The sequence below is a fragment of the Enterobacter cloacae complex sp.6700776 genome, assembly GCF_048284255.1.
GTDB lineage: Bacteria > Pseudomonadota > Gammaproteobacteria > Enterobacterales > Enterobacteriaceae > Enterobacter > Enterobacter intestinihominis.
The window spans coordinates 39775-58902 of sequence record NZ_JBLVYK010000017.1 but is presented as its reverse complement, the minus strand read 5'-3'; the positions used below and the strand labels follow the sequence as shown (position 1 = coordinate 58902).

General features: G+C 54.5%; 19 protein-coding genes. 16 read left to right on the top strand and 3 right to left on the bottom strand.

Translation table 11 applies throughout. The features are described from left to right. Positions 1–214: 214 nt before the first annotated feature. Entirely contained in the window at positions 215–733 is a 519-nt protein-coding gene (locus ACNQ0T_RS19055) for a lipoprotein (protein WP_417930325.1), read from the bottom strand. 97 nt (positions 734–830) lie between these two features. On the opposite strand from ACNQ0T_RS19055, the gene ACNQ0T_RS19050 reads away from it, so the two are divergent. From ACNQ0T_RS19050 to ACNQ0T_RS19040, 3 genes are all read left to right on the top strand, one after another. Continuing rightward, the gene (locus ACNQ0T_RS19050; RefSeq protein ID WP_003858361.1) at positions 831–1154 is read left to right on the top strand and encodes a heavy metal-binding domain-containing protein; all 324 of its coding nucleotides are present in this window, start codon (positions 831–833) and stop codon (positions 1152–1154) included. Next, entirely contained in the window at positions 1151–1981 is an 831-nt protein-coding gene (locus tag ACNQ0T_RS19045; protein ID WP_023305777.1) for an N-acetylmuramoyl-L-alanine amidase, read from the top strand. Before ACNQ0T_RS19050 ends, ACNQ0T_RS19045 begins: the two co-directional genes overlap by 4 nt. A 261-nt stretch (positions 1982–2242) precedes the next feature. Further along, on the top strand, positions 2243–2866 hold the full coding sequence (locus tag ACNQ0T_RS19040) for a helix-turn-helix domain-containing protein (RefSeq protein ID WP_022647582.1): 624 nt from the start codon (positions 2243–2245) through the stop codon (positions 2864–2866). Positions 2867–2869: 3 nt separating this feature from the next. On the opposite strand, the gene ACNQ0T_RS19035 is transcribed toward ACNQ0T_RS19040, so the two are convergent. Both ACNQ0T_RS19035 and ACNQ0T_RS19030 read right to left on the bottom strand, forming a co-directional pair. Continuing rightward, on the bottom strand, positions 2870–3502 hold the full coding sequence (locus ACNQ0T_RS19035; protein ID WP_052680851.1) for a hypothetical protein: 633 nt from the start codon (positions 3500–3502) through the stop codon (positions 2870–2872). Further along, on the bottom strand, positions 3502–5064 hold the full coding sequence (locus ACNQ0T_RS19030; RefSeq protein WP_417930324.1) for a peptidoglycan-binding protein: 1563 nt from the start codon (positions 5062–5064) through the stop codon (positions 3502–3504). The genes ACNQ0T_RS19035 and ACNQ0T_RS19030 overlap by 1 nt, the downstream gene beginning before the upstream one ends. Positions 5065–5364: 300 nt before the next feature. Here ACNQ0T_RS19030 and gspC point away from each other — a divergent pair, with 300 nt between their 5' ends. The 13 genes from gspC to ACNQ0T_RS18965 all read left to right on the top strand — a co-directional run bounded on the left by gspC (position 5365) and on the right by ACNQ0T_RS18965 (position 19103). Beyond that, positions 5365–6096 carry a type II secretion system protein GspC gene (gene gspC, locus ACNQ0T_RS19025; protein WP_417930323.1) on the top strand — a complete coding sequence of 244 codons (732 nt, stop codon included), beginning with the start codon at positions 5365–5367 and terminating at the stop codon, positions 6094–6096. A 13-nt stretch (positions 6097–6109) separates the two neighbouring features. Then, positions 6110–8032, top strand: coding sequence for a type II secretion system secretin GspD (gene gspD / locus ACNQ0T_RS19020; protein WP_023299693.1), 1923 nt, complete (start codon positions 6110–6112; stop codon positions 8030–8032). A 14-nt stretch (positions 8033–8046) separates the two neighbouring features. Beyond that, the gene (gene gspE, locus ACNQ0T_RS19015; RefSeq protein ID WP_063138156.1) at positions 8047–9525 is read left to right on the top strand and encodes a type II secretion system ATPase GspE; all 1479 of its coding nucleotides are present in this window, start codon (positions 8047–8049) and stop codon (positions 9523–9525) included. Beyond that, positions 9525–10733 carry a type II secretion system inner membrane protein GspF gene (gspF, locus tag ACNQ0T_RS19010; RefSeq protein ID WP_417930322.1) on the top strand — a complete coding sequence of 403 codons (1209 nt, stop codon included), beginning with the start codon at positions 9525–9527 and terminating at the stop codon, positions 10731–10733. The genes gspE and gspF overlap by 1 nt, the downstream gene beginning before the upstream one ends. Before the next feature lie 3 nt (positions 10734–10736). Next, positions 10737–11186, top strand: a complete 450-nt coding sequence (gene gspG, locus ACNQ0T_RS19005; protein ID WP_038415752.1) for a type II secretion system major pseudopilin GspG — start codon at positions 10737–10739, stop codon at positions 11184–11186. Beyond that, entirely contained in the window at positions 11186–11671 is a 486-nt protein-coding gene (gene gspH, locus ACNQ0T_RS19000; RefSeq protein ID WP_023299697.1) for a type II secretion system minor pseudopilin GspH, read from the top strand. The genes gspG and gspH overlap by 1 nt, the downstream gene beginning before the upstream one ends. Beyond that, positions 11664–12044, top strand: a complete 381-nt coding sequence (gspI, locus tag ACNQ0T_RS18995; RefSeq protein WP_163347672.1) for a type II secretion system minor pseudopilin GspI — start codon at positions 11664–11666, stop codon at positions 12042–12044. The genes gspH and gspI overlap by 8 nt, the downstream gene beginning before the upstream one ends. Next, positions 12041–12694, top strand: coding sequence for a type II secretion system minor pseudopilin GspJ (gene gspJ, locus ACNQ0T_RS18990; RefSeq protein WP_169441022.1), 654 nt, complete (start codon positions 12041–12043; stop codon positions 12692–12694). Before gspI ends, gspJ begins: the two co-directional genes overlap by 4 nt. Next, positions 12691–13701, top strand: coding sequence for a type II secretion system minor pseudopilin GspK (gene gspK / locus ACNQ0T_RS18985; RefSeq protein ID WP_038415755.1), 1011 nt, complete (start codon positions 12691–12693; stop codon positions 13699–13701). Before gspJ ends, gspK begins: the two co-directional genes overlap by 4 nt. A 15-nt stretch (positions 13702–13716) precedes the next feature. Next, positions 13717–14850 (top strand): type II secretion system protein GspL, encoded by a 1134-nt coding sequence (gspL, locus tag ACNQ0T_RS18980; protein ID WP_063853944.1) that lies wholly within the window; start codon positions 13717–13719, stop codon positions 14848–14850. Further along, positions 14847–15332 (top strand): type II secretion system protein GspM, encoded by a 486-nt coding sequence (gene gspM / locus ACNQ0T_RS18975; RefSeq protein WP_022647595.1) that lies wholly within the window; start codon positions 14847–14849, stop codon positions 15330–15332. The genes gspL and gspM overlap by 4 nt, the downstream gene beginning before the upstream one ends. Then, entirely contained in the window at positions 15329–16126 is a 798-nt protein-coding gene (locus ACNQ0T_RS18970; protein WP_023305788.1) for a prepilin peptidase, read from the top strand. The genes gspM and ACNQ0T_RS18970 overlap by 4 nt, the downstream gene beginning before the upstream one ends. 253 nt (positions 16127–16379) lie before the next feature. Further along, positions 16380–19103, top strand: coding sequence for a glycosyl hydrolase family 18 protein (locus ACNQ0T_RS18965; RefSeq protein WP_417930321.1), 2724 nt, complete (start codon positions 16380–16382; stop codon positions 19101–19103). The last annotated feature ends 25 nt before the right edge of the window (positions 19104–19128 follow it).

Here is a 19128-nt window from a genome sequence, read left to right as displayed (position 1 = left end):
TACTCATCCAGGCAATCTATAGCAATTGAGGCCGCAGATAGTACCGTTGACAGAATAGTTATGCAATATTTCTGCGTTAAAAGTTAAATATAACCCGTGTTTCCTCTTAAACATAGCACAAAATAGGGACGGGAAAGGGGGGCGAGAATAAATGTCGGCATTCCGCATGAAATGCCGGACATTTTACGGGGTTAACGTTTATTTATCGTATGCGTTAGCGGTTCTCAATCGACTGGCGAAGGGTGCCCGCCGGAGCATGAACGCTGCCGCCAATGTAGCGCACATCATCTATTGCCCAGCACTGGCCTTCACGGATCATCAGCACCTCATCCTGCCAGGTTTGCGTCCCCTGGGTTAGCTTCACGCGCAGAGGAATATTCCGTGCGTCGGTATTCGGAATGGTGGACGCGCTGGCGACGTCGGCGCTGTCCGGCAGCGTGGCGCGGCTGGAGAACGGATGGGATGAAAGCAGCGCGTTTTGCTGCGGATCGCGCGAGGCGTCATTAAGCAGTTTCGCCAGATTATCGCTCAGGTACGGGCGCAGGGCGGTGAGGTCATTACCGCGATGCTGAATGCGGTAATCATAGAACTGTTGCGCCACGGCGTCCGGGCCGCCCTCAATGCAGGGGCCGCTGCGGGAACCGATATCCTTAAAGGCTGGCGTGACCGGCGTAGTGCAGGCGCTGAGCACCAGCGCGCAGGGCACTAAAAGCGTTAAAGCAGAGTAGCGCATGTTGATTTCCTTATTTATTAACTATCCTTTCAATCATAGCGTAACGAACCGATAATGCAGTTGCTAACGCATTGAACGCTAAAGACGGAGAGGAAGTATGCAATTTTCAACAACACCAACCCTGGAAGGTCAACCCATTACCGAGTACTGCGGCGTGGTCACCGGTGAGGCGATTCTGGGCGCCAACATCTTCCGGGACTTCTTTGCCGGCATTCGGGATATCGTCGGCGGGCGCTCCGGTGCCTACGAGAAAGAACTGCGTAAAGCGCGTGACATTGCGTTTAAGGAGCTGGGCGAGCAGGCCAAAGCGCTGGGCGCGGATGCGGTGGTGGGCATTGATATCGACTACGAAACGGTCGGGAAAGATGCCAGCATGCTGATGGTGAGCGTAAGCGGCACGGCGGTGAAAACCCGTCGATGAAGCGTTCGCTCTCAACCCTCCTGCTGGCATTGTTGCTGGCAGGATGCGCCTCGGAAGAGGGCATTGTTGATAAAGGCGCGTACGAACTTGATACGCGCCATCAGGCGCAGGCGGCCTACCCGCGCATAAAGGTGCTGGTGATCCATTACACCGCCGATGATTTCGACACCTCGCTTGCGACCTTGACCGATAAAAACGTCAGCTCTCACTATCTCATCCCCGCAAAGCCCCCAGCTCCGCAGGGCAAACCGCGTATCTGGCAGCTGGTGCCGGAGAGCGAGCTGGCCTGGCATGCAGGTATTAGCTTTTGGCGTGGGACCAACCGCATAAATGATACCTCCGTCGGCATTGAGCTGGAAAACCGCGGCTGGCGGAAAACCGATGGCGTGAAAACCTTTACCCCCTTCGAACCGGGGCAAATTGCGGCGCTGATCCCGCTTGCCAGAGACATCATCGCCCGCTACGACATTAAACCGCAGAACGTTGTGGCCCATTCGGATATCGCCCCGCAGCGTAAAGACGACCCTGGCCCGCTGTTTCCGTGGCGCGAACTGGCGCAGCAGGGCATCGGAGCCTGGCCTGAACCGGCGCGGGTGAATTTTTATATCAACGGGCGACCGCATTATCAGCAGGTTGATACCGCAGCACTGCTCGATCTGCTGGCGCGCTACGGTTACGAGGTGCCAGAAAACAGCACGCCTGCACAGCAAAAACGCATCATCATGGTGTTCCAGATGCATTTTCGTCCGCAGTTATGGAATGGCGTAGCGGATGTTGAAACCATGGCGATTGCCGAAGCACTTTTAGAGAAATACGGGCAGGGGTAAACCTTTGGCTTACCCCCAAATGAGTATATTTCCGCAAGTTTCTATTAGATTAATCCTAAGTACAATCTCATTTCATTTTTAGTTAATTGACTTAAAATTATTCGGATTTAAGATGGACACATAGCACGCTAAGCAATTTAGCGAATAAAAAACTTTACTCTTTTTTTTATTCTTGAGTTTTTCATCAGGAAAATATTTATGGTTCGGTATGAATGCCGTTGCCATGTTTTTTTAAAATCACATCTTAAAACGGGTATAACAATGTTAAGCATCTATGGAAAAAAATTACGTCCGCAACATGAAATGGAAAAGATTATTTCTGCAACCTCATGCGTTGAAGAAAGAACGTTAAAAAAATGGCAGAAGATTTCCACTGCTGATTCCGGTTTAATTCATATTATCGTCAGCGGCGAAGTCGAATTTCGACGTGACTCTGACGAACTGTGCTTGTTTACCGTTACCGGGCAATGCATTTTCGGCCTGTCGTCGATGTATTACAACGCCACCCATATGTACGGCCTTGTTCGGTCGAATACAGTTGTTCGCTCGATCAAGAAAGAGGTCTTCGCCCAGCTGATGACCGAGAAAAACCTGTGGCCTGAACTGACAAAAGTGCTTTCCTGGTACATATGCCTGATGAGCAAGCGCGATGATATTCTGGTCGCTCGCAGCGCATATTCTGTTGTTCGTGAATTTTTATATGAGATCAACGACCTGATTGTACAGCATCAGCGTGACATTAACGTTTATGATTACATTCAGGAATACACTAACCTGGCACGTAGCACCATTATTAAAATCCTCTCCGATCTGAAAAAAGGTCAATATATTGTGGTGGAAAAAGGTCGACTGCTTAACCTCACCGCACTGCCTGAAAAATATTAATTCCTACTCCCGCCGGTCTCCTTTATCACTGAAAGGGGAACGGCTGTTTTCACTGTTTTTAACACTTGCTTGTGAATTATCCTGCGTTTCGTCAACCGGCGGTGCGGGAATTTTTCCTTGAGAATAATCCTGCTCCTGCTCTTTTAATGCCTGTTTAAATAATTCCGTTAATGATGACTCTTCACTGCTCGTGCTGGCGGGGGCGGTATCGTGCTCATGCGCCTCAGTTCCGGGTAGGGTATCCCGCGAGGGCTCTTGCGGCACCGCGCCGTCGGGCGCCTGCTGCCAGTCGGCATCATCACTGATGATCGGCAGATCCTGCATCGGTGGAACATCAACAGGCACTGGCGCAGCTTTAGGCTGCGGATGCGGGAACGGTTTACTCACATACACGTAGTGCATCTCCGAAAGCTGGGTTTCCGGTTTGGCAACGCTGGCGTTGACCGGTTCAGGCGCCGGGTGGCGCATGTTCCAGTAGACATGCATATACAGGCCGACAACCAGCATGGCGCAAAGGCCGACCATCCATAATGCTGTTTTGCCGAATACGTTTTTCAGGCTGGGGAGGCGGTACGAAAACCAGACCGCTTCCCCGGTTGTATAGCTGCGCTGGGCCGCAAGGCAGATGGTCGACATTAGGCTTTCTTCTCCTGCATTTTTGCGTCCGGGGTAGTGCGGGTGGCCTGAATCAGTACGCTCGGCGTGCTGTTGGTTACGCGCATCAGCTGCATCAGCGTTTCTTCGCCGGGGATGCCATCCACGTGCAGATGCATTTTTTGCTGAAACTCACGGGTGCGTTTCATCATCTCAGCGGTCCAGATCCGGGCATGCGTTTCGGGCTGGTTCAGCGCCAGGCTTAACTGCTGATCGAGCCAGGCCATGTCTTTGCTGTCGCTGGCCGCGCCGATCGCGTCTTTTCCTTCCGGTGTCAGGCGGTGCAACTGGGTGAAGTTGCCGGTCGCATGCCGGTTAAACCAGCTGCGGCTCACCTGCCAGGTCCGGTTATTCATTAACAGGTCAAGTGATGTATCTCCGACCCTGGCGACCACCGCATAGTTAAGGTGACCGCTGGTTTTCAGCTCACTGACCCACGGATACCCTTCCTGCGCCAGCGTCTCCGGCGACGCGTTCCCCTGTTTACACATCAGGTTCACTTTAGCGGCGTTCTGGCACAGCGCATCTTCGGCCGAGGCGTCATATCCCCACATCAGATAGAGCTGGTGCATCGCATCCGGCTGATTAACCATTTCATTGTCGATAACCGGCACCACGGGCGCCTCCGTTTTTCGCGTCGGCTGTTTCCAGCTGACGGGGACCGGCAGCTGGATGGGAAGGTGCCCGCTGATGGACGAGGTTAAATACCAGCCGCAGGCGGCAAACAGCACCGATGCGAACAGCCCCACGGTTGCCAGACGCTTACCGTGTTTTTTCGCGGGCAGGATCTCTCCCGCCGCCAGGCGTAAATGACGCGGGCTGACCTGCGACGCGCGTTCCGTCCAGGCAGCGAGCATTGACAGGTGCGCCAGTTCGTTAAGTTTGCTGATGTTGCCTTTGGTCAACGTGTGCATTTTGCGCACGCGGGCCGGCGTTAACGGCGAATTTTCACAGCCGTGTTCTTCGCATTGCGCCTGCACATAGCCCAGGAATTCGCGGCAGGTCAGGGGGCGCAGGACATGACGAGTGTGTGTATATTCGCGCAGTTCAGGTTGCTTAAGCAGGATTTCCTGATCCGCAGTGCCCGTCAGCACCACGGAGAGCCGGAAGTTCAGCTCCTGGGCTCGCGTGAGCAGCGTACCCAGGACTTCACGGCAGCTCTCTTTCATGGCTTCGGCGTGTGAAATCACCAGCACTCTGGTTTTCGCTTTTCCCTCGTGCCACTGGCGCAGGATAGCATCCACCGCCTGCAGGCGATTCTTGCTCTCTTTCGTTACCGGATTGAGCTTGTACAGCAGGCTACTGGCACTCAGTTTGGGAAACGCATTGATAACAAGGACGTTACTGTGGCGGGTTTTTAGCGCATCGCTGAAGTGACCCAGAAGCGGGGCGTCGTCGCAAAAGAGCCCGATAACTCCCGCCTGCTGGGTTTTCTCTTTCAACAGGTTGAACACATCCTGATGATAAGGCACCAGAAAATCCCCGGATAAACGGGCGATCGATCTGAATGGCGGATTTTTAAAATTAAAGTGGCTCTGATACATAACGACTTACCGTCTCTGATTAGGAATAGCAACAGCATCAGAAAGTAAGGTAACGCCCCTGAACGGTCAATTTGCAAACAGGGTAAAAATATCCTGCTGGCAGCGTCTAACATTTGGATTTTATACGGTCAATATTTTTCTTTATGAAAGTTAGCGGCGAAGTCAGTGGTCGCATTTGCACCAGCTTATTACTATTTTCATCCATATTGGCGCAGTATGACGCTGCTTATTTTTGCTTTGCTATAGGCCGGATAAAAAATGAGGTTCTCATTTCTTTCACGGTGGATAACGCCTTGTATTATGTTTGTGCTGCTGATCTTTTGCGGCCAGCAAGGGTATCTCACCTTTAAAGATTATAAAAAAGTTATGAATAAGTTGGCTAATGCCGATCAACAGCCGCTGAAAAAAACGCGCGAAGAGAAATCCTTTTCGCTTTTTACGGCAGCCGTGCGTCAGGAAATCTTACCGGGTGCGGTGAAAGCCCCGCTGGCAGCTGAAATCGAAGGTATTGTGAACAGCGATGACGCCTGGCTCTCCTTTGCTGTCATCAAAACGCCAGGCGGTCAGAGAAGCTACCGTGAGGGTGAACCTCTCTCTGGATTTAACGACGCATTTATTCAGGAAATAAACAAAGATAATGTGGTGGTTAATTATGAAGGTACTACGCAGGTTCTGGCATTAAATAAACCGGACTATTTTAAGGGTGGCGTGGATAGCGGCCCGGTAACGAAATCGACAAAAGATGTTGGCGCAGAGAGTGTGCATCTTGATGATTATCTGGTGTTAAAACCCATAACTGAAAAGGGCCGACTGGAAGGCTACAGGATAAACCCAAGGAATGCCTCCGCCTTTTACAGCCAGTCAGGTCTGGAAAAAGGCGATGTGGCGGTTCAGGTTAACTCTGTCGATATGACCGATGAAGCAAAAGCGAAAAGCATTATTGCCAACTGGTCAAAAATGAAAGAAGCGGAGGTCATCGTACGACGTCACGCTCACCTTGAAAATATTCGGATTAATGTTCTAAACAATTAAAAAGTGTGCAGACATGAAAAAAATTCCCTGGGCGTGCGTGGCGCTGACCGCATTGTCGTTATATTCCAGTTCGCTGCTTGCAGCTAACTTTAGCGCGAGTTTTAAAAATACTGATATTCGCGAGTTTATCGATACGGTAGGCCGCAATCTCAATAAAACCATTCTGGTCGATCCGTCCGTCCAGGGAACCGTCTCGGTCCGAACCTACAACGTGCTGACGGAAGATGAGTACTATCAATTCTTTCTGAGCGTGCTGGATCTCTACGGCCTGTCGGTGATCCCGATGGACAACGGCATGGTCAAAGTGGTGCGCTCAAGCGTAGCGCGTACCGCCGGTGCGCCGCTGGCAGACAGCAAAAATCCGGGCAAAGGTGACGAGATCATCACCCGCGTGGTGCGCATGGAAAACGTGCCTGTTCGTGAGCTGGCCCCGCTGCTGCGTCAGCTCAACGATGCCACTGGTATCGGGAATGTGGTCCACTTTGAGCCGTCCAACGTCCTGCTGTTAACCGGTAAAGCCTCGGTGGTGAACCGGCTGGTGGATCTGGTGCAGCGCGTCGATAAAGACGGCATCCAGCGTCGCGAAATCATCCCGCTGCGCTTTGCGTCCGCCAAAGAACTCTCGGAGATGTTGAATAACCTCAACAATGAAGAACAGAAAGGGCAGAACGCGCCGCAGCTGGCGACTAAAGTCGTCGCGGATGACGAAACCAACAGCCTGGTGATCAGCGGCGCGGAAGATGCGCGGGCGCGCACCCGTTCCCTTATTCATCAGCTGGATCGTGAGCAGAATAACGAGGGCAATACCCGCGTCTTCTACCTCAAGTATGCCAGCGCCACCAAAGTGGTGCCGGTTCTCACCGGGATTGGTGAGCAGCTGAAAGACAAGCCGGGTGCGGCCAAAGCGAAATCCGCGAGCGCCTCAACCGATCTGAATATTACCGCCGACGAGTCAACCAACTCCCTGGTGATCACCGCACAGCCTAACGTGATGAACTCCCTCGAGAAAGTGATCGACAAGCTGGATATTCGCCGTCCGCAGGTGCTGGTGGAAGCGATCATTGCCGAAGTGCAGGACGGTAACGGCCTGGATCTTGGCGTGCAGTGGACCAGCAAGCACGGCGGGGTGCAGTTTGGCTCCACCGGCCTGCCAATCAGCCAGATTAAAAATGGCACCATGAAAGGGGCAAGTTTCACTGGCCTTGCGACCGGCTTCTTTAACGGTGACTTCGGTGCGCTGGTGACCGCGCTTTCCACTGACGGCAAAAATGACATCCTCTCCACGCCAAGCGTGGTCACGCTGGATAACAAAGAAGCGTCGTTCAACGTCGGTCAGGATGTGCCGGTGCTTTCCGGTTCGCAAACCACCAGCGGCGACAACGTCTTTAACTCGGTTGAGCGTAAAACCGTAGGGACCAAGCTGAAGATTGTGCCGCAGATTAACGATGGCGACATGATCCATCTGAAGATTGAGCAGGAAGTGTCCAGCGTCGACAACAGCGCGACGGAAGACTCCAGCCTCGGCCCAACCTTCAACACGCGCACGATTAATAACGAAGTGATGGTCCACAGTGGTCAGACGGTGGTGCTCGGCGGTCTGATGGAAAATGTGACCAAACAGTCCGTGTCCAAAGTGCCCCTGCTCGGCGATATCCCGCTGGTCGGTCAGCTGTTCCGCTACACCTCGCAGGATACTTCCAAACGCAACCTGATGGTGTTTATTCATACCACCGTCCTGCGTGACGACGACAACTACAGCGCGGCCTCGAAAGAGAAATATGACCAGATCCGGGTGCGCCAGATGCAGCGAGTAGAGGAGAAAAAGCTCGGAATTGTTGAGCCGACTGACAACGCCGTCCTGCCCGCGTTTCCCTCTGCAAGCACTGGCGCCGCACCGGTGAAAACCAGCGCCACGCGCAATCCGTTTAAAGAATAGCGCGGAGGGGTAACGTGGACGAACTGAGTAAAACACTGTGTAGCAGCAGCTACGCAAAAGATAACGGCGTTCTGTTTTACAACAATGATGTCTATATCCGGGACGACACTCCTGCGCATGCTCTGCTGGAGGTGCGCCGGGTGCTGGGCCGTGCTTTCATCCCCGTCACTGTGACGCCGGAAGCGTTTGACGAGATGCTGGCCAAAATCTGGCAGCAGAGCAGCGGCGTGTCGCAGCAGCTGGTGGACGACATGGACGCGGATATCGATCTGATGGCCTTAACCGAGGAGATCCCGGATAACGAAGATCTGCTCGATAACGACGAAAACTCACCGGTGATCCGCCTGATCAACGCCATTCTCGGCGAGGCGGTGAAGGACGGCGCGTCGGATATTCATATCGAAACCTTCGAGCGCACGCTGAGCATCCGCTTCCGCGTTGACGGCGTGCTGCGCCCGGTGTTGCAACCGGCGCGTAAGCTCGCGCCGCTGCTGGTGTCGCGTATTAAGGTGATGTCGAAACTCGACATCGCCGAGAAACGTCTCCCCCAGGATGGACGTATCTCCCTGCGCATCGGCCGCAAGGCCATCGATGTGCGTGTGTCGACCATTCCGTCCCAGTACGGCGAGCGCGTGGTCATGCGCCTGCTCGATAAAAGCAATCTCAAGCCCGACATCAACAAGCTTGGGCTGATTGATGAAGAGCTGGAGAAGCTGAAAGGGCTGATTGACCGCCCGCACGGGATCATCCTCGTTACCGGCCCGACGGGTTCCGGTAAAAGTACCACGCTGTACGCCATTCTTTCGGCGCTGAACGGTCACGAGCGCAACATTCTGACCGTGGAAGACCCGATCGAATACGAGCTGGAAGGCGTGGGGCAGACGCAGGTTAACCCGCGCGTGGACATGACCTTTGCCCGCGGGCTGCGCGCGATTCTGCGTCAGGATCCGGACGTGGTGATGATCGGGGAAATTCGCGACGGTGAGACCGCCCAGATCGCGGTGCAGGCGTCGCTGACCGGTCACCTGGTGATGTCGACGCTGCATACCAACAGCGCCGCAGGGGCGATAACCCGTCTGCGGGATATGGGGCTGGAGTCGTTTTTAATCGGTTCATCGCTGCTCGGTGTCATTGCCCAGCGTCTGGTGCGTCGGCTGTGTACGCACTGCCGGACCACCAGTCCGCTGGATGCCAATGAAAAAGCGTTGTTCAGCTTTATGGACGCGCCGCCAAAAGCGATTTATCGCGCGGTGGGGTGTGAACACTGCCGTCAGAGCGGCTATCAGGGCCGCGCCGGTATTCATGAGTTTCTGGTGGTGGACAGTACCATGCGCCGCGCCATCCATGAAGATAAGGACGAAATGTCCATAGAAACGCAGCTCTTTAAGCAGGCCTACAGCCTGCGTGAAAACGGGCTGCTGAAGGTGATCGGCGGCGTGACGTCTCTGGAAGAAGTCATGCGCGTCACCGCCGAGCGTGGGGGGGATGCGTAATGGCCTTCTACGCCTGGACGGCGACGAGTGCCGCGGGAAAAACCCAGCGCGGGACGTTACAGGCCGAGGGGCAAAAGCAGGTTCGCCAGTGGCTTCGCGAGCAAAAGCTGATGCCCGTGAGCATCACCGAAACCCGCGAAACGGCGACAGGCGGGAAAGCGAAAACCGGGGCAAAGCTCTCTACCCCGGTGCTGTCGATGTTTACCCGTCAGCTTTCGACGCTGGTGAACGCCGCGCTGCCGCTGGAAAGTGCGCTGAAGGCGATCTCTAAGCAGACGGAAGATAAAAAGCTGGCGGCGATGGTGATGGAGATCCGCGAGAAGGTGGTCGAGGGGCATACGCTGTTCGACGCCTTTAGCCAGTTTCCACGCACCTTCGACAAACTCTACTGCACGCTGGTGATGGCCGGTGAGAAGACCGGCCATCTGGGCGACGTGCTGGAGAAGCTGGCGGAGTACAACGAACAGCGCCAGAAGATGAAAAGCAAGCTGACGCAGGCGATGGTCTACCCGATTACCCTCACCGTGGTCGCTATCGCGGTGATCGGCATTCTGCTGGTGGCGGTGGTGCCGCAGGTGATTGAGCAGTTTACCCACATGAAACAGCAACTGCCGATCACCACCCGGACGCTGATTGCGGTAAGTGATTTCCTGCAAGCCTGGGGTATCTATATTGTCGGCAGCCTGGCGGGGGCGTTCGTCGGCTTCAAAACCTGGGTGCGAAACGTGAAAAACCGTTTTCGCTGGCACAGCTGGCTGGTGAATGGCTCGCCGATTAAAAAGCTGGTGTGCGCCATCAACAGCGCCCGCTATATCCGTACCCTGAGCATTTTGCAGGCCAGCAGCGTGCCGCTGCTGGAGGGGATGTATATCGCGATGGACGGTATTGAAAATCTCTATGCCCGTCAGGTGCTTGAGCAGGCCGCCGATACCGTACGTCAGGGGGCGTCGCTGTATGCGGCGCTGGAACAGGCGAAATTATTCCCGCCAACCATGCTGTATATGATTGCCTCCGGTGAAGAGAGCGGGGAATTAGGTAATTTAATGGATCGCGCGGCGGAAAATCAGGAATCGGCATTACAGCATCGAATTACATTAACGCTGTCGGTATTTGAACCGGCGCTGGTGGTATCCATGGCGACGATTCTTTTATTCATCGTTCTTTCAATATTACAACCGCTTCTGCAACTTAATAATATGGTAGGTTAAATCATGGCTCTAAAACGTAAAAACCTGGCTCGCCAGGCGGGCTTCACATTGCTCGAATTAATGGTGGTGATTGTTATTCTCGGCGTTCTGGCGAGTATGGTAGTGCCAAACTTAATGGGTAATAAAGAAAAAGCGGATACGCAAAAGGCGACCAGCGATATTGTCGCGCTCGAAGGCTCGCTGGATATGTATAAGCTGGACAACCACCGCTACCCGACCACAGAGCAGGGTTTGCAGGCGCTGGTGACGAAGCCGGAAATCGCACCAATCCCGAACGGCTATCGCACGGATGGCTATATTCGCCGCCTGCCGCAGGATCCATGGGGCAGCGATTATATTCTGGTCAGCCCAGGTGAACACGGTGCGGTGGACATTTTCTCTGCGGGTCCGGACGGCGAAGCGAATACTGCCGATGACATTACCAACTGGTCTCTGGATAAGAACGAGAAGTAATGAAAAATCAACGCGGCTTTACGTTGCTGGAAATTATTCTGGCGCTGGTGATATTTGCCAGCTGCGCCATGATGGTGGTGTCCACCATTCCTTCGCGCAGCGGCGCGGATATATTTGGCCAGCAATTAAAAGCGCTCGTTGATTATGGTTCAGACCGTGCAGTGATGGACGGAAATATTGTCGGGCTGGTGATCGCCACCGATAAATATCAGCTGGTGACGATCGCGGATAAAAATGGCGAGCGTCACTGGGTGCCTTTATCTGCCGGACGTATTACCACCAAAGGTGATTTTCCGGAAGAGATGCACGTGTCGCTCTCGCCGCAGCGCCTGGCCGCGACGGTGGCGTCCGAGCCACAGGTGATCTTTTTACCGGACGGTGAAATCAGCCGCTTTACGCTGACGCTGCAAAGTTACGACAAACAGCACCATTTCCGCGTGGTGTCGCAGGGTGCGGCGCCGGTATCGGTAGAAAACGATGGCTAACGACAACACAAAGCAAAAGGGGATGACGCTGCTGGAGGTGATGGTCGCGCTGGTGATTTTCTCCACCTCCGCGCTGGCGCTAATGAACTCGGTCTCCCTGAACGTGCGTTTTACCCATGGCTTGGCCGATACCTTGCAGGCCAGTTGGGTGGCGGAAAATCAGCTGGCGGAAGCGCAGCTCACCAAAACCGACTTCCCGGATGCTGAGCAGCAGGGGACGGAAATCATGGGCGGGCGCAGCTGGAACTGGCGTAAGCAGCGGGTGAAAACCGCCGACAACGGCTGGGCGAACTCCATTCGCGTCTATGCGGAAGGCGATGAGAGCCAGCCGGTTATTTCCCTGCACATCATTCCGCCGGGAGAGAGCAAGTGAAGAAAACGCGACGCCAGCGCGGATTTACCCTGCTGGAGATCATGATTGCGCTGACTATTTTCGCGGTAATCAGCACCCTGGCCTGGCAAATTCTGGACGGCGCGATGCGTACCAGCTCGGCCACCGATGCCAGCGCCGCTAAGCTCAACCAGCTTCAGCGCGGCTGGAGTCTGATGGAGCGCGACTTTTTCCAGCTACAGGCGCGAGCGCCGCGTAATGAGCCAGATCTGTTCCGTCAGGAGGGCGATGCCCTTGAACTGACCACCCTGAATGGCGTGAGCGGAACGGTCCAGCTGGAGCGCGTGCGCTGGCGGCTGGAAGAGGGGCGTTTGTACCGCGACGTCTGGCCGGTCATTGACGGCCCGGTGGACGTTAAGCCTGACGAAGTGCCGATTGTCAGCGGCGTAAAAGCATTGCAGTGGCGGTTTTATCGTCAGGGCTGGCAGACAGCCTGGCACGACGCCGCCCATCTGCCGGACGGCGTGGAGGTTACGATGACGATGGAAAACGGGGATACCTGGCGCTGGGTGTTCACCACGCCGGGGGATATGCCGGAGGTGGCCGCTGCCGCTGCCCCAGAGAAAGCCGCCGACGCGCCTGCGACGACTCCGGACGCAACCCCTGCGCCTTCGCCGGAGACCAGACCATGAACCGAATCCGTCAACAAAAGGGCGTCGCCCTGCTGGTGGTGCTGATTTTGCTGGTGATGATGTCGGCGCTGGCCGCCAAAATCAGCCAGCAGTTCTGCCGTAATTTGCAGAAAACGCATTATCAGATAAGCCAGCAGCAGCTGCGCTGGGCGATGCAGGCCCAGGAAAAAGTGGTGAAGGACAGGTTACAGACCGATGCCAGCGGCGAGAGCAAGCCGCTGGCGCTGGACGGCGACTGGCATCAGCCGCTGGAGACGCAGGGAGAAGACTACACGGTCGTGAGCCAGGTGGAAGACGCTCAGGACTGCTTTAACGTCAATAACCTGTTGACCGCCGACGTCGCGCCCCAGGGGCAAAGCGCTCCCGCTGTGGCGGAAAAACCGCGTAAAGAGCGGATTGTTGAACAACTCCTGACGGAAAGCGGGCTCAGTCCGGGCACGGCGGAGGCGGTCTATTTCCAGCTGGTGGATTATCTCGATGGTGACAGCACCACGGCGAAAGAGGGTGCCGAAAGCGATGCGTGGGCTGGCGTCGTGCCCGCCCGGCAACCGGCAAACCAGATGATGCGCAGCATCGCGGAGATCAAACTGCTGCCAGCGTTCCCGGTTACGGCATATCCGAAGGTGAGCAAGGTGTTATGCGCGCTGCCGGACGCCGCCAGCAAGGTGGACGTTAACACCCTGCAACCGGAACAGGCCATGGTGCTGGCGGCCATGTTTCCGGGAAAATTCACGCAGGATGACGCGGTTCGTCTGCTGGATACACGTCCGGAATCGGGCTGGGAAAATATGGACGCGTTCAGCAAAGCGCTGGAGCAGACCTTCCCGCAGTTAAAAGACGATCTCCCGCAGGTGGCAGATCAATTTTCTATAAACAGCCGGTACTTCCGCGTGAATTACAGCGGCAATACCGATGAATTAACGCTTCGCGTGGTCAGCCAGCTTCAGATGAATAACGAAGCCGGTGAGATCGTGACGTGGCAGCGTCGTTACCGAATGATTGAATAAGAAAAGTAGAACGTTATGAAACAGGTACTTTTTGTTCGCCCCGACAGCCGCGAGGGCGGGAAAATAATGTGCTGTGAGTCCGGCAGCGAGCGCGTCGAGGTGCTCGACAGCCTGGAGATGCTGGCCGAACACCCGCTGGCTACACGCGTTTGTCTCCTGCTGCCCGCCAGCGACATGATTTTCCGCCATTTCACGCTGCCGAAAAAGGTGGCTTCTCAGGCGATGGCCTTCTCGTGGATGGCGGAAGAGACGCTGATTGGCGACGTGGACAACCTCCACTGGACAGTGCTCTACAAAAAAGGCGCTGACGTCGACGCCGTTGCCATTGACGCCGACCGCCTGCGTGCGGCATTGACCCGCTGTCACGAGGCCGGATTAAACGTGATTCAGGCCCTGCCTGATGCCTGGCTGCTGCCCGTGGCGGCAGGGGGCAGCACGCTGGTCGCACAGGATAAAGGCTATTGGCTGCGTTTATCTCCCCACGTGGCGGGTGAAATGGAGGGAACCCTGCTGCCGCTGTTGATGCAGAAAGCCGGAGACGGGGAAGTGTGTTGCTACGGCGACGCGCCTGCGGACGTTCACGTTGACGTACAGCATGCCTGGCAGCATCCGCTGGTGCTGATCCAGCCGCAGTGGAAAACCTGTCGTGTGAATCTGCTTCACGGTGAATTCAGCCTTAAGGCCGGTCATGTCCAGGCCGCAAAAAGCATGAAAGCAGCGATGATAGCGGCGGGCCTGCTGTCCGTTGGTCTGCTGCTGGGGCCGCGCATTGCGATGGCCTGGATGCTGGTGCAGCAGGAAAATCGGGTTCAGCAGGAGATCGTTCAGGTTTATCAGCACCATTTCCCCAGCATGCGCCAGCAGACCAATATCAAATATCACTTTGGCCAAAGCCTGAAAAAACAGAGCAAGGGGTTCTTTCTTCAGCTTGAGGAGCTGGAGAAAGCCAGGCAGTCAGTCCCTGCGATGGAAATCGATCTGCTGGAATACGATGCGCAGCAAAACACCCTGACGCTGAGCGTTAGCGCGCAAAGCCAGCCCGCGTTGCAGGCGTTTGTGAACCAGACCAGTGAGAATTTTGATTTTACCTTACAACCTGTTTCAACAACCGAACCGTATACCGCCATGATCGCAGGGAAACATAAATGAAAGAGCGAATCGCGCAGCTGAAATCACGCTATCAGAATTACAGCGCTCGGGAAAAAATCATTTTAAAAATATGTGCCGTTGCCATTGTGGGGGCTGCGGTGTATTACACAGGAGTAATTCCCCTGGATAATATGATCCAAAATAGTAAATCGACGCTTAAAAGACAAAAAGAGACGCTCAACTGGATGCGCAGTGAAATTGATAAAAATCATCTTCAGGTCCAGTTAGTTAAAACGAATAATCCGCGTACGGTGGTCGAGAACAGCGCTCATGAAATTAATCTTTCACTGACGGATGTGCGCCAGGAGGGGCAAACTTTATCGTTCGTGGTGAATCGGGTAAATGTATATGAATTAAAAAGCTGGCTGCGTGAAATTAATCAGACCTCCGGCGTGACATTGCAAAAAATAAACCTCACGCCGGTTGACCACCTCAGCGATGTGAAAGCACAGGTGCAGCTTACCTGGTCAAAAAGCGCATGAATACCTTCACGCTGATGCGGGAGGCCTGTCCGCTCGGTTTCCCTATGATGAGTGCTATCCTGGGCGGGATTATGGGTAGTTTTCTCGGCGTTGTTGCCGAGCGCGTACCGGGAATGGTGATGGATGAGGAGGGGAGCGGCAATCTGCTCTTTCCTGCCTCGCACTGCCCGGTGTGTCAGCACACGCTTGCTGCATGGGAAAATATCCCGCTGCTCAGTTGGCTGTTATTACGGGGGCGCTGTCACCAGTGCGGCAGCGCAATCCCGCTGCGACTCTTTTTGGTGGAACTGTTCTCCGCGCTGTTTTTTGGCATTACGGCCTGGTGCATGCCGGACGTTCAGGCGCTGTTCTCTTTGTGGTTACTGGCGGCTTTTTTACTGCCGCTGGCCATGATCGACTGGCAGCATCAGTTGTTGCCGGACTGCCTGACCCAGCCGCTGCTGTGGGCGGGGTTAGTGCTCCATGCTATTGACCACACATTACCGCTACGCGCTGCGCTGTTTGGCGCGGTGGCGGGCTATCTGTCGCTCTGGCTGCTCTACTGGGCTTTTCGTCTGATCGCCGGACGAGAAGGGCTGGGTTACGGGGATTTTAAGCTACTGGCGGCGCTGGGCGCCTGGTGCGGCTGGCAGGCATTACCCTCCATTGAACTGGCGGCAGCGTTAAGCGGTATTGTCGGTTATTTCGCCGTCAATAATTTAAATAAAAATAACCTCACTATTTCTTTTGGTCCTTACCTCGCCTTTTCTGGAATCGTGGTGTTTATTAGTCAGCAGTTTGCTTTCACATTTTAAATATACTGGTCAAGGTTTTTTATAAATCTTTTTGATGCTGGGAGAGAAGGACGACTCTTTACACTCGGTGTATCGTAGGAGATATAAGCTACACGGGATTTGGCTTGTATCTTTTTATGGAGGAATACAGCGCAGCAACAATTTTTTGTTCACGGCACTCACGTTGGTTAAATACGCATTACGCGAAACGCATCCATGATCTCACGGAAGGCATGGGTTATTACGTTATAAATAAATTTATCAGGAAATAAAAATGAAATTTATGAAACCAAAATATCTGGCGCTCTTTATTGCGGCGGCCACCAGCTCCGCATTTGCAGCTGCGCCGGGTACGCCTTCTATTACATCGGGCAATGATAAATTTGCGCTGGTAGAAGTGGATCAGGCGGCACAGGATTACAACAACCTCATCAAAGTGCATAAAGAGGGTGTTGATGTAAAAGTGGAATGGAACGTCTGGAGCGGTGACGCCCCAACGTCTGCAAAAGTGCTGCTGGACGGCAAGACCGTCTGGACCGGCGCGGGCAGCGCGGCGGGTTCTGCGACCTTCAAACTCAAAAAAGGGGGCCGCTATCAGGAACAGGTCGAACTGTGTAACGACAGCGGCTGTACCAAAAGCGCAAGCAAACTGATTATCGTTGCGGATACCGACGGAAGCCATTTGCTGCCGCTGAATACGCCGCTGCTGGAAAATAACAAAGCTTTCGCTCAGCATACCGATAAAGTCGTCGGTGCCTATTTCCCTGAGTGGGGCGTTTACGATCGAAACTTCTCTGCGGATAAGATCCCGGTCGCGAACATTAACCACCTGCTGTACGGCTTTATTCCAATTTGCGGCGGCGACGGTATTAACGACAGCGCCAAATCTTCAGGTGCACTGGAATCCCTGAAACGCGCCTGTGCTGGCCGTCAGGACTACACAGTGGCCATTCACGATCCATGGGCTGCGTTGCAGAAACCGCAGAAAGGCGTAAGCAACTGGGACGATCCCTACAAAGGTAACTATGGGCAGCTGATGGCGATGAAAAAAGCCCATCCTGACCTGAAAATTCTGCCATCCATTGGTGGCTGGACCCTGTCCGATCCGTTCTATCAGATGGATAACAAAGTACTGCGTGACCGTTTCGTGGCGTCGGTAAAAGACTTCCTGACCACCTGGAAAGTGTTTGACGGCGTGGATATTGACTGGGAATTCCCGGGCGGCGGCGGTGAAAACGCCAAACTCGGCAATCCTCAGACCGATAAAGCCACCTACACCGCGCTGATGCACGACCTGCGTCAGATGCTGAATGAACTGTCTGCGGAAACCGGTCGTACCTACGAGCTGACTACTGCAATCGGTGCCGGTAAAGATAAGATCGAAGACGTGGACTATAACACCACGCAGCAGTACCTCGACCATATCTTCCTGATGAGCTACGACTTCTACGGTGCCTGGAGCAATACCGATCTGGGCCACCAGACCGCCCTGTACGGTGCTTCCTGGAAACCAGACACTAACTACACCACCGATAACGCGGTGAAAGCGATGCTGGAGCAGGGCGTTAAGCCAGGCAAGATCGTGGTAGGCGCAGGTATGTATGGCCGCGGCTGGACCGGCGTTCATGGTTATACCGGCGATAATCCATTTACCGGCACCGCAACCGGACCAATTAAAGGGACATGGGAAAACGGTATCGTTGACTATCGTCAAATCGTCAACCAGATGCTGGGCAAACCGGGCTGGGAATACAAATATGACGAAGCGGCTGAAGCGCCGTACGTGTTCAACAAGTCCACCGGTGAGCTGGTGACGTACGATAACGCCCGTTCCGTTATGGCGAAAGGCAAATACGTACTGAACAAAAACCTGGGCGGACTGTTCGCATGGTCTATCGAGTCTGATAACGGCGATATCCTGAACGCCATGAACGAAAGCCTGCTGGGCGGAAGTTCCATCCCGGATCTGCCTGTTGAGACTAACCATGCGCCAGTGGCTTCAGCTGCCGATCAAAATGTCACCGGTCCTGCAACCGTAACCCTGGATGGCTCTGCTTCCAGCGACCAGGACGACGATGCGCTGACCTATAAATGGACGCAGGTTTCAGGCCCTTCTGTGACCATCGCCAATAGCACCAAAGCAAAAGCCAGCTTTAGCGTTCCGGCTGTGACAAGCGACCAGAACCTGGTCTTCCGTTTGACCGTAACCGACGCTAAAGGGCTGAGCAATGCTGTTGACGTCCAGGTTGTGAATAAAGCGCCTAAAGCCAACCAGGCGCCGGTAATCAATGTCATGGAAGCCGTTACCGTTCAGTCCGGTGAAGCAATTTCTCTGCACGCGCAGGCATCCGATCCTGATGGTGACGCGCTGACCTACAGCTGGAGCGTACCGGCTGATATGAACGCGACCGGCACTGATTCGGCCAACGTTCGCATCACTGCGCCAGAAGTGCACAATACCTCTTCCTACACCCTGAGCGTTATTGTGACGGACGGTAAAACCAGCGTGCAGTCTGACGTGCAGGTGACGGTGGAGCCTAAGCCGGCTGACGAGGTAACGCCTCCTGCCGATGACGTAACCCCACCGGTTGACGACGTAACGCCTCCTGCCGATGACGTCACACCACCGGCTGACGACGTAACCCCGCCAGCTGACGATACCACCGGCAGCTGCGACGCACCTGTCGATGCCAACGCCAGCAAATACGCTGCGTGGGACGCGAGCAAAATCTATAACAACGGCGATACCGTAAGCTTCGACCACCTCGTGTGGAAAGCGAAATACTGGACTCAGGGCAATCAGCCTGGCTTCGGTATGGACGCGTGGGAGCTGGTAAGCAACGTGAAGATGAACTGGCGTTCTGACCTGGTCTACAACGGCGGCGACACCACCACCTATGAAGGTAACGTTTACCGTGCGAAATGGTGGACCCGTGGTGATAACCCAGCAAATAGCGACGTATGGGTAAAAGAAGGCGCATCAACAGATTGCAAATAATCTAACCCATTAATTACTCCCCCCT

What these genes read in the sequence shown, in the direction of transcription:
- ACNQ0T_RS19055 (WP_417930325.1), bottom strand. Translation starts at nt 733, where the DNA reads ATGCGCTACTCTGCTTTAACGCTTTTAGTGCCCTGCGCGCTGGTGCTC.
- ACNQ0T_RS19050 (WP_003858361.1), top strand. Translation starts at nt 831, where the DNA reads ATGCAATTTTCAACAACACCAACCCTGGAAGGTCAACCCATTACCGAG.
- ACNQ0T_RS19045 (WP_023305777.1), top strand. Translation starts at nt 1,151, where the DNA reads ATGAAGCGTTCGCTCTCAACCCTCCTGCTGGCATTGTTGCTGGCAGGA.
- ACNQ0T_RS19040 (WP_022647582.1), top strand. Translation starts at nt 2,243, where the DNA reads ATGTTAAGCATCTATGGAAAAAAATTACGTCCGCAACATGAAATGGAA.
- ACNQ0T_RS19035 (WP_052680851.1), bottom strand. Translation starts at nt 3,502, where the DNA reads ATGTCGACCATCTGCCTTGCGGCCCAGCGCAGCTATACAACCGGGGAA.
- ACNQ0T_RS19030 (WP_417930324.1), bottom strand. Translation starts at nt 5,064, where the DNA reads ATGTATCAGAGCCACTTTAATTTTAAAAATCCGCCATTCAGATCGATC.
- gspC (WP_417930323.1), top strand. Translation starts at nt 5,365, where the DNA reads ATGTTTGTGCTGCTGATCTTTTGCGGCCAGCAAGGGTATCTCACCTTT.
- gspD (WP_023299693.1), top strand. Translation starts at nt 6,110, where the DNA reads ATGAAAAAAATTCCCTGGGCGTGCGTGGCGCTGACCGCATTGTCGTTA.
- gspF (WP_417930322.1), top strand. Translation starts at nt 9,525, where the DNA reads ATGGCCTTCTACGCCTGGACGGCGACGAGTGCCGCGGGAAAAACCCAG.
- gspG (WP_038415752.1), top strand. Translation starts at nt 10,737, where the DNA reads ATGGCTCTAAAACGTAAAAACCTGGCTCGCCAGGCGGGCTTCACATTG.
- gspH (WP_023299697.1), top strand. Translation starts at nt 11,186, where the DNA reads ATGAAAAATCAACGCGGCTTTACGTTGCTGGAAATTATTCTGGCGCTG.
- gspI (WP_163347672.1), top strand. Translation starts at nt 11,664, where the DNA reads ATGGCTAACGACAACACAAAGCAAAAGGGGATGACGCTGCTGGAGGTG.
- gspK (WP_038415755.1), top strand. Translation starts at nt 12,691, where the DNA reads ATGAACCGAATCCGTCAACAAAAGGGCGTCGCCCTGCTGGTGGTGCTG.
- gspL (WP_063853944.1), top strand. Translation starts at nt 13,717, where the DNA reads ATGAAACAGGTACTTTTTGTTCGCCCCGACAGCCGCGAGGGCGGGAAA.
- gspM (WP_022647595.1), top strand. Translation starts at nt 14,847, where the DNA reads ATGAAAGAGCGAATCGCGCAGCTGAAATCACGCTATCAGAATTACAGC.
- ACNQ0T_RS18970 (WP_023305788.1), top strand. Translation starts at nt 15,329, where the DNA reads ATGAATACCTTCACGCTGATGCGGGAGGCCTGTCCGCTCGGTTTCCCT.
- ACNQ0T_RS18965 (WP_417930321.1), top strand. Translation starts at nt 16,380, where the DNA reads ATGAAATTTATGAAACCAAAATATCTGGCGCTCTTTATTGCGGCGGCC.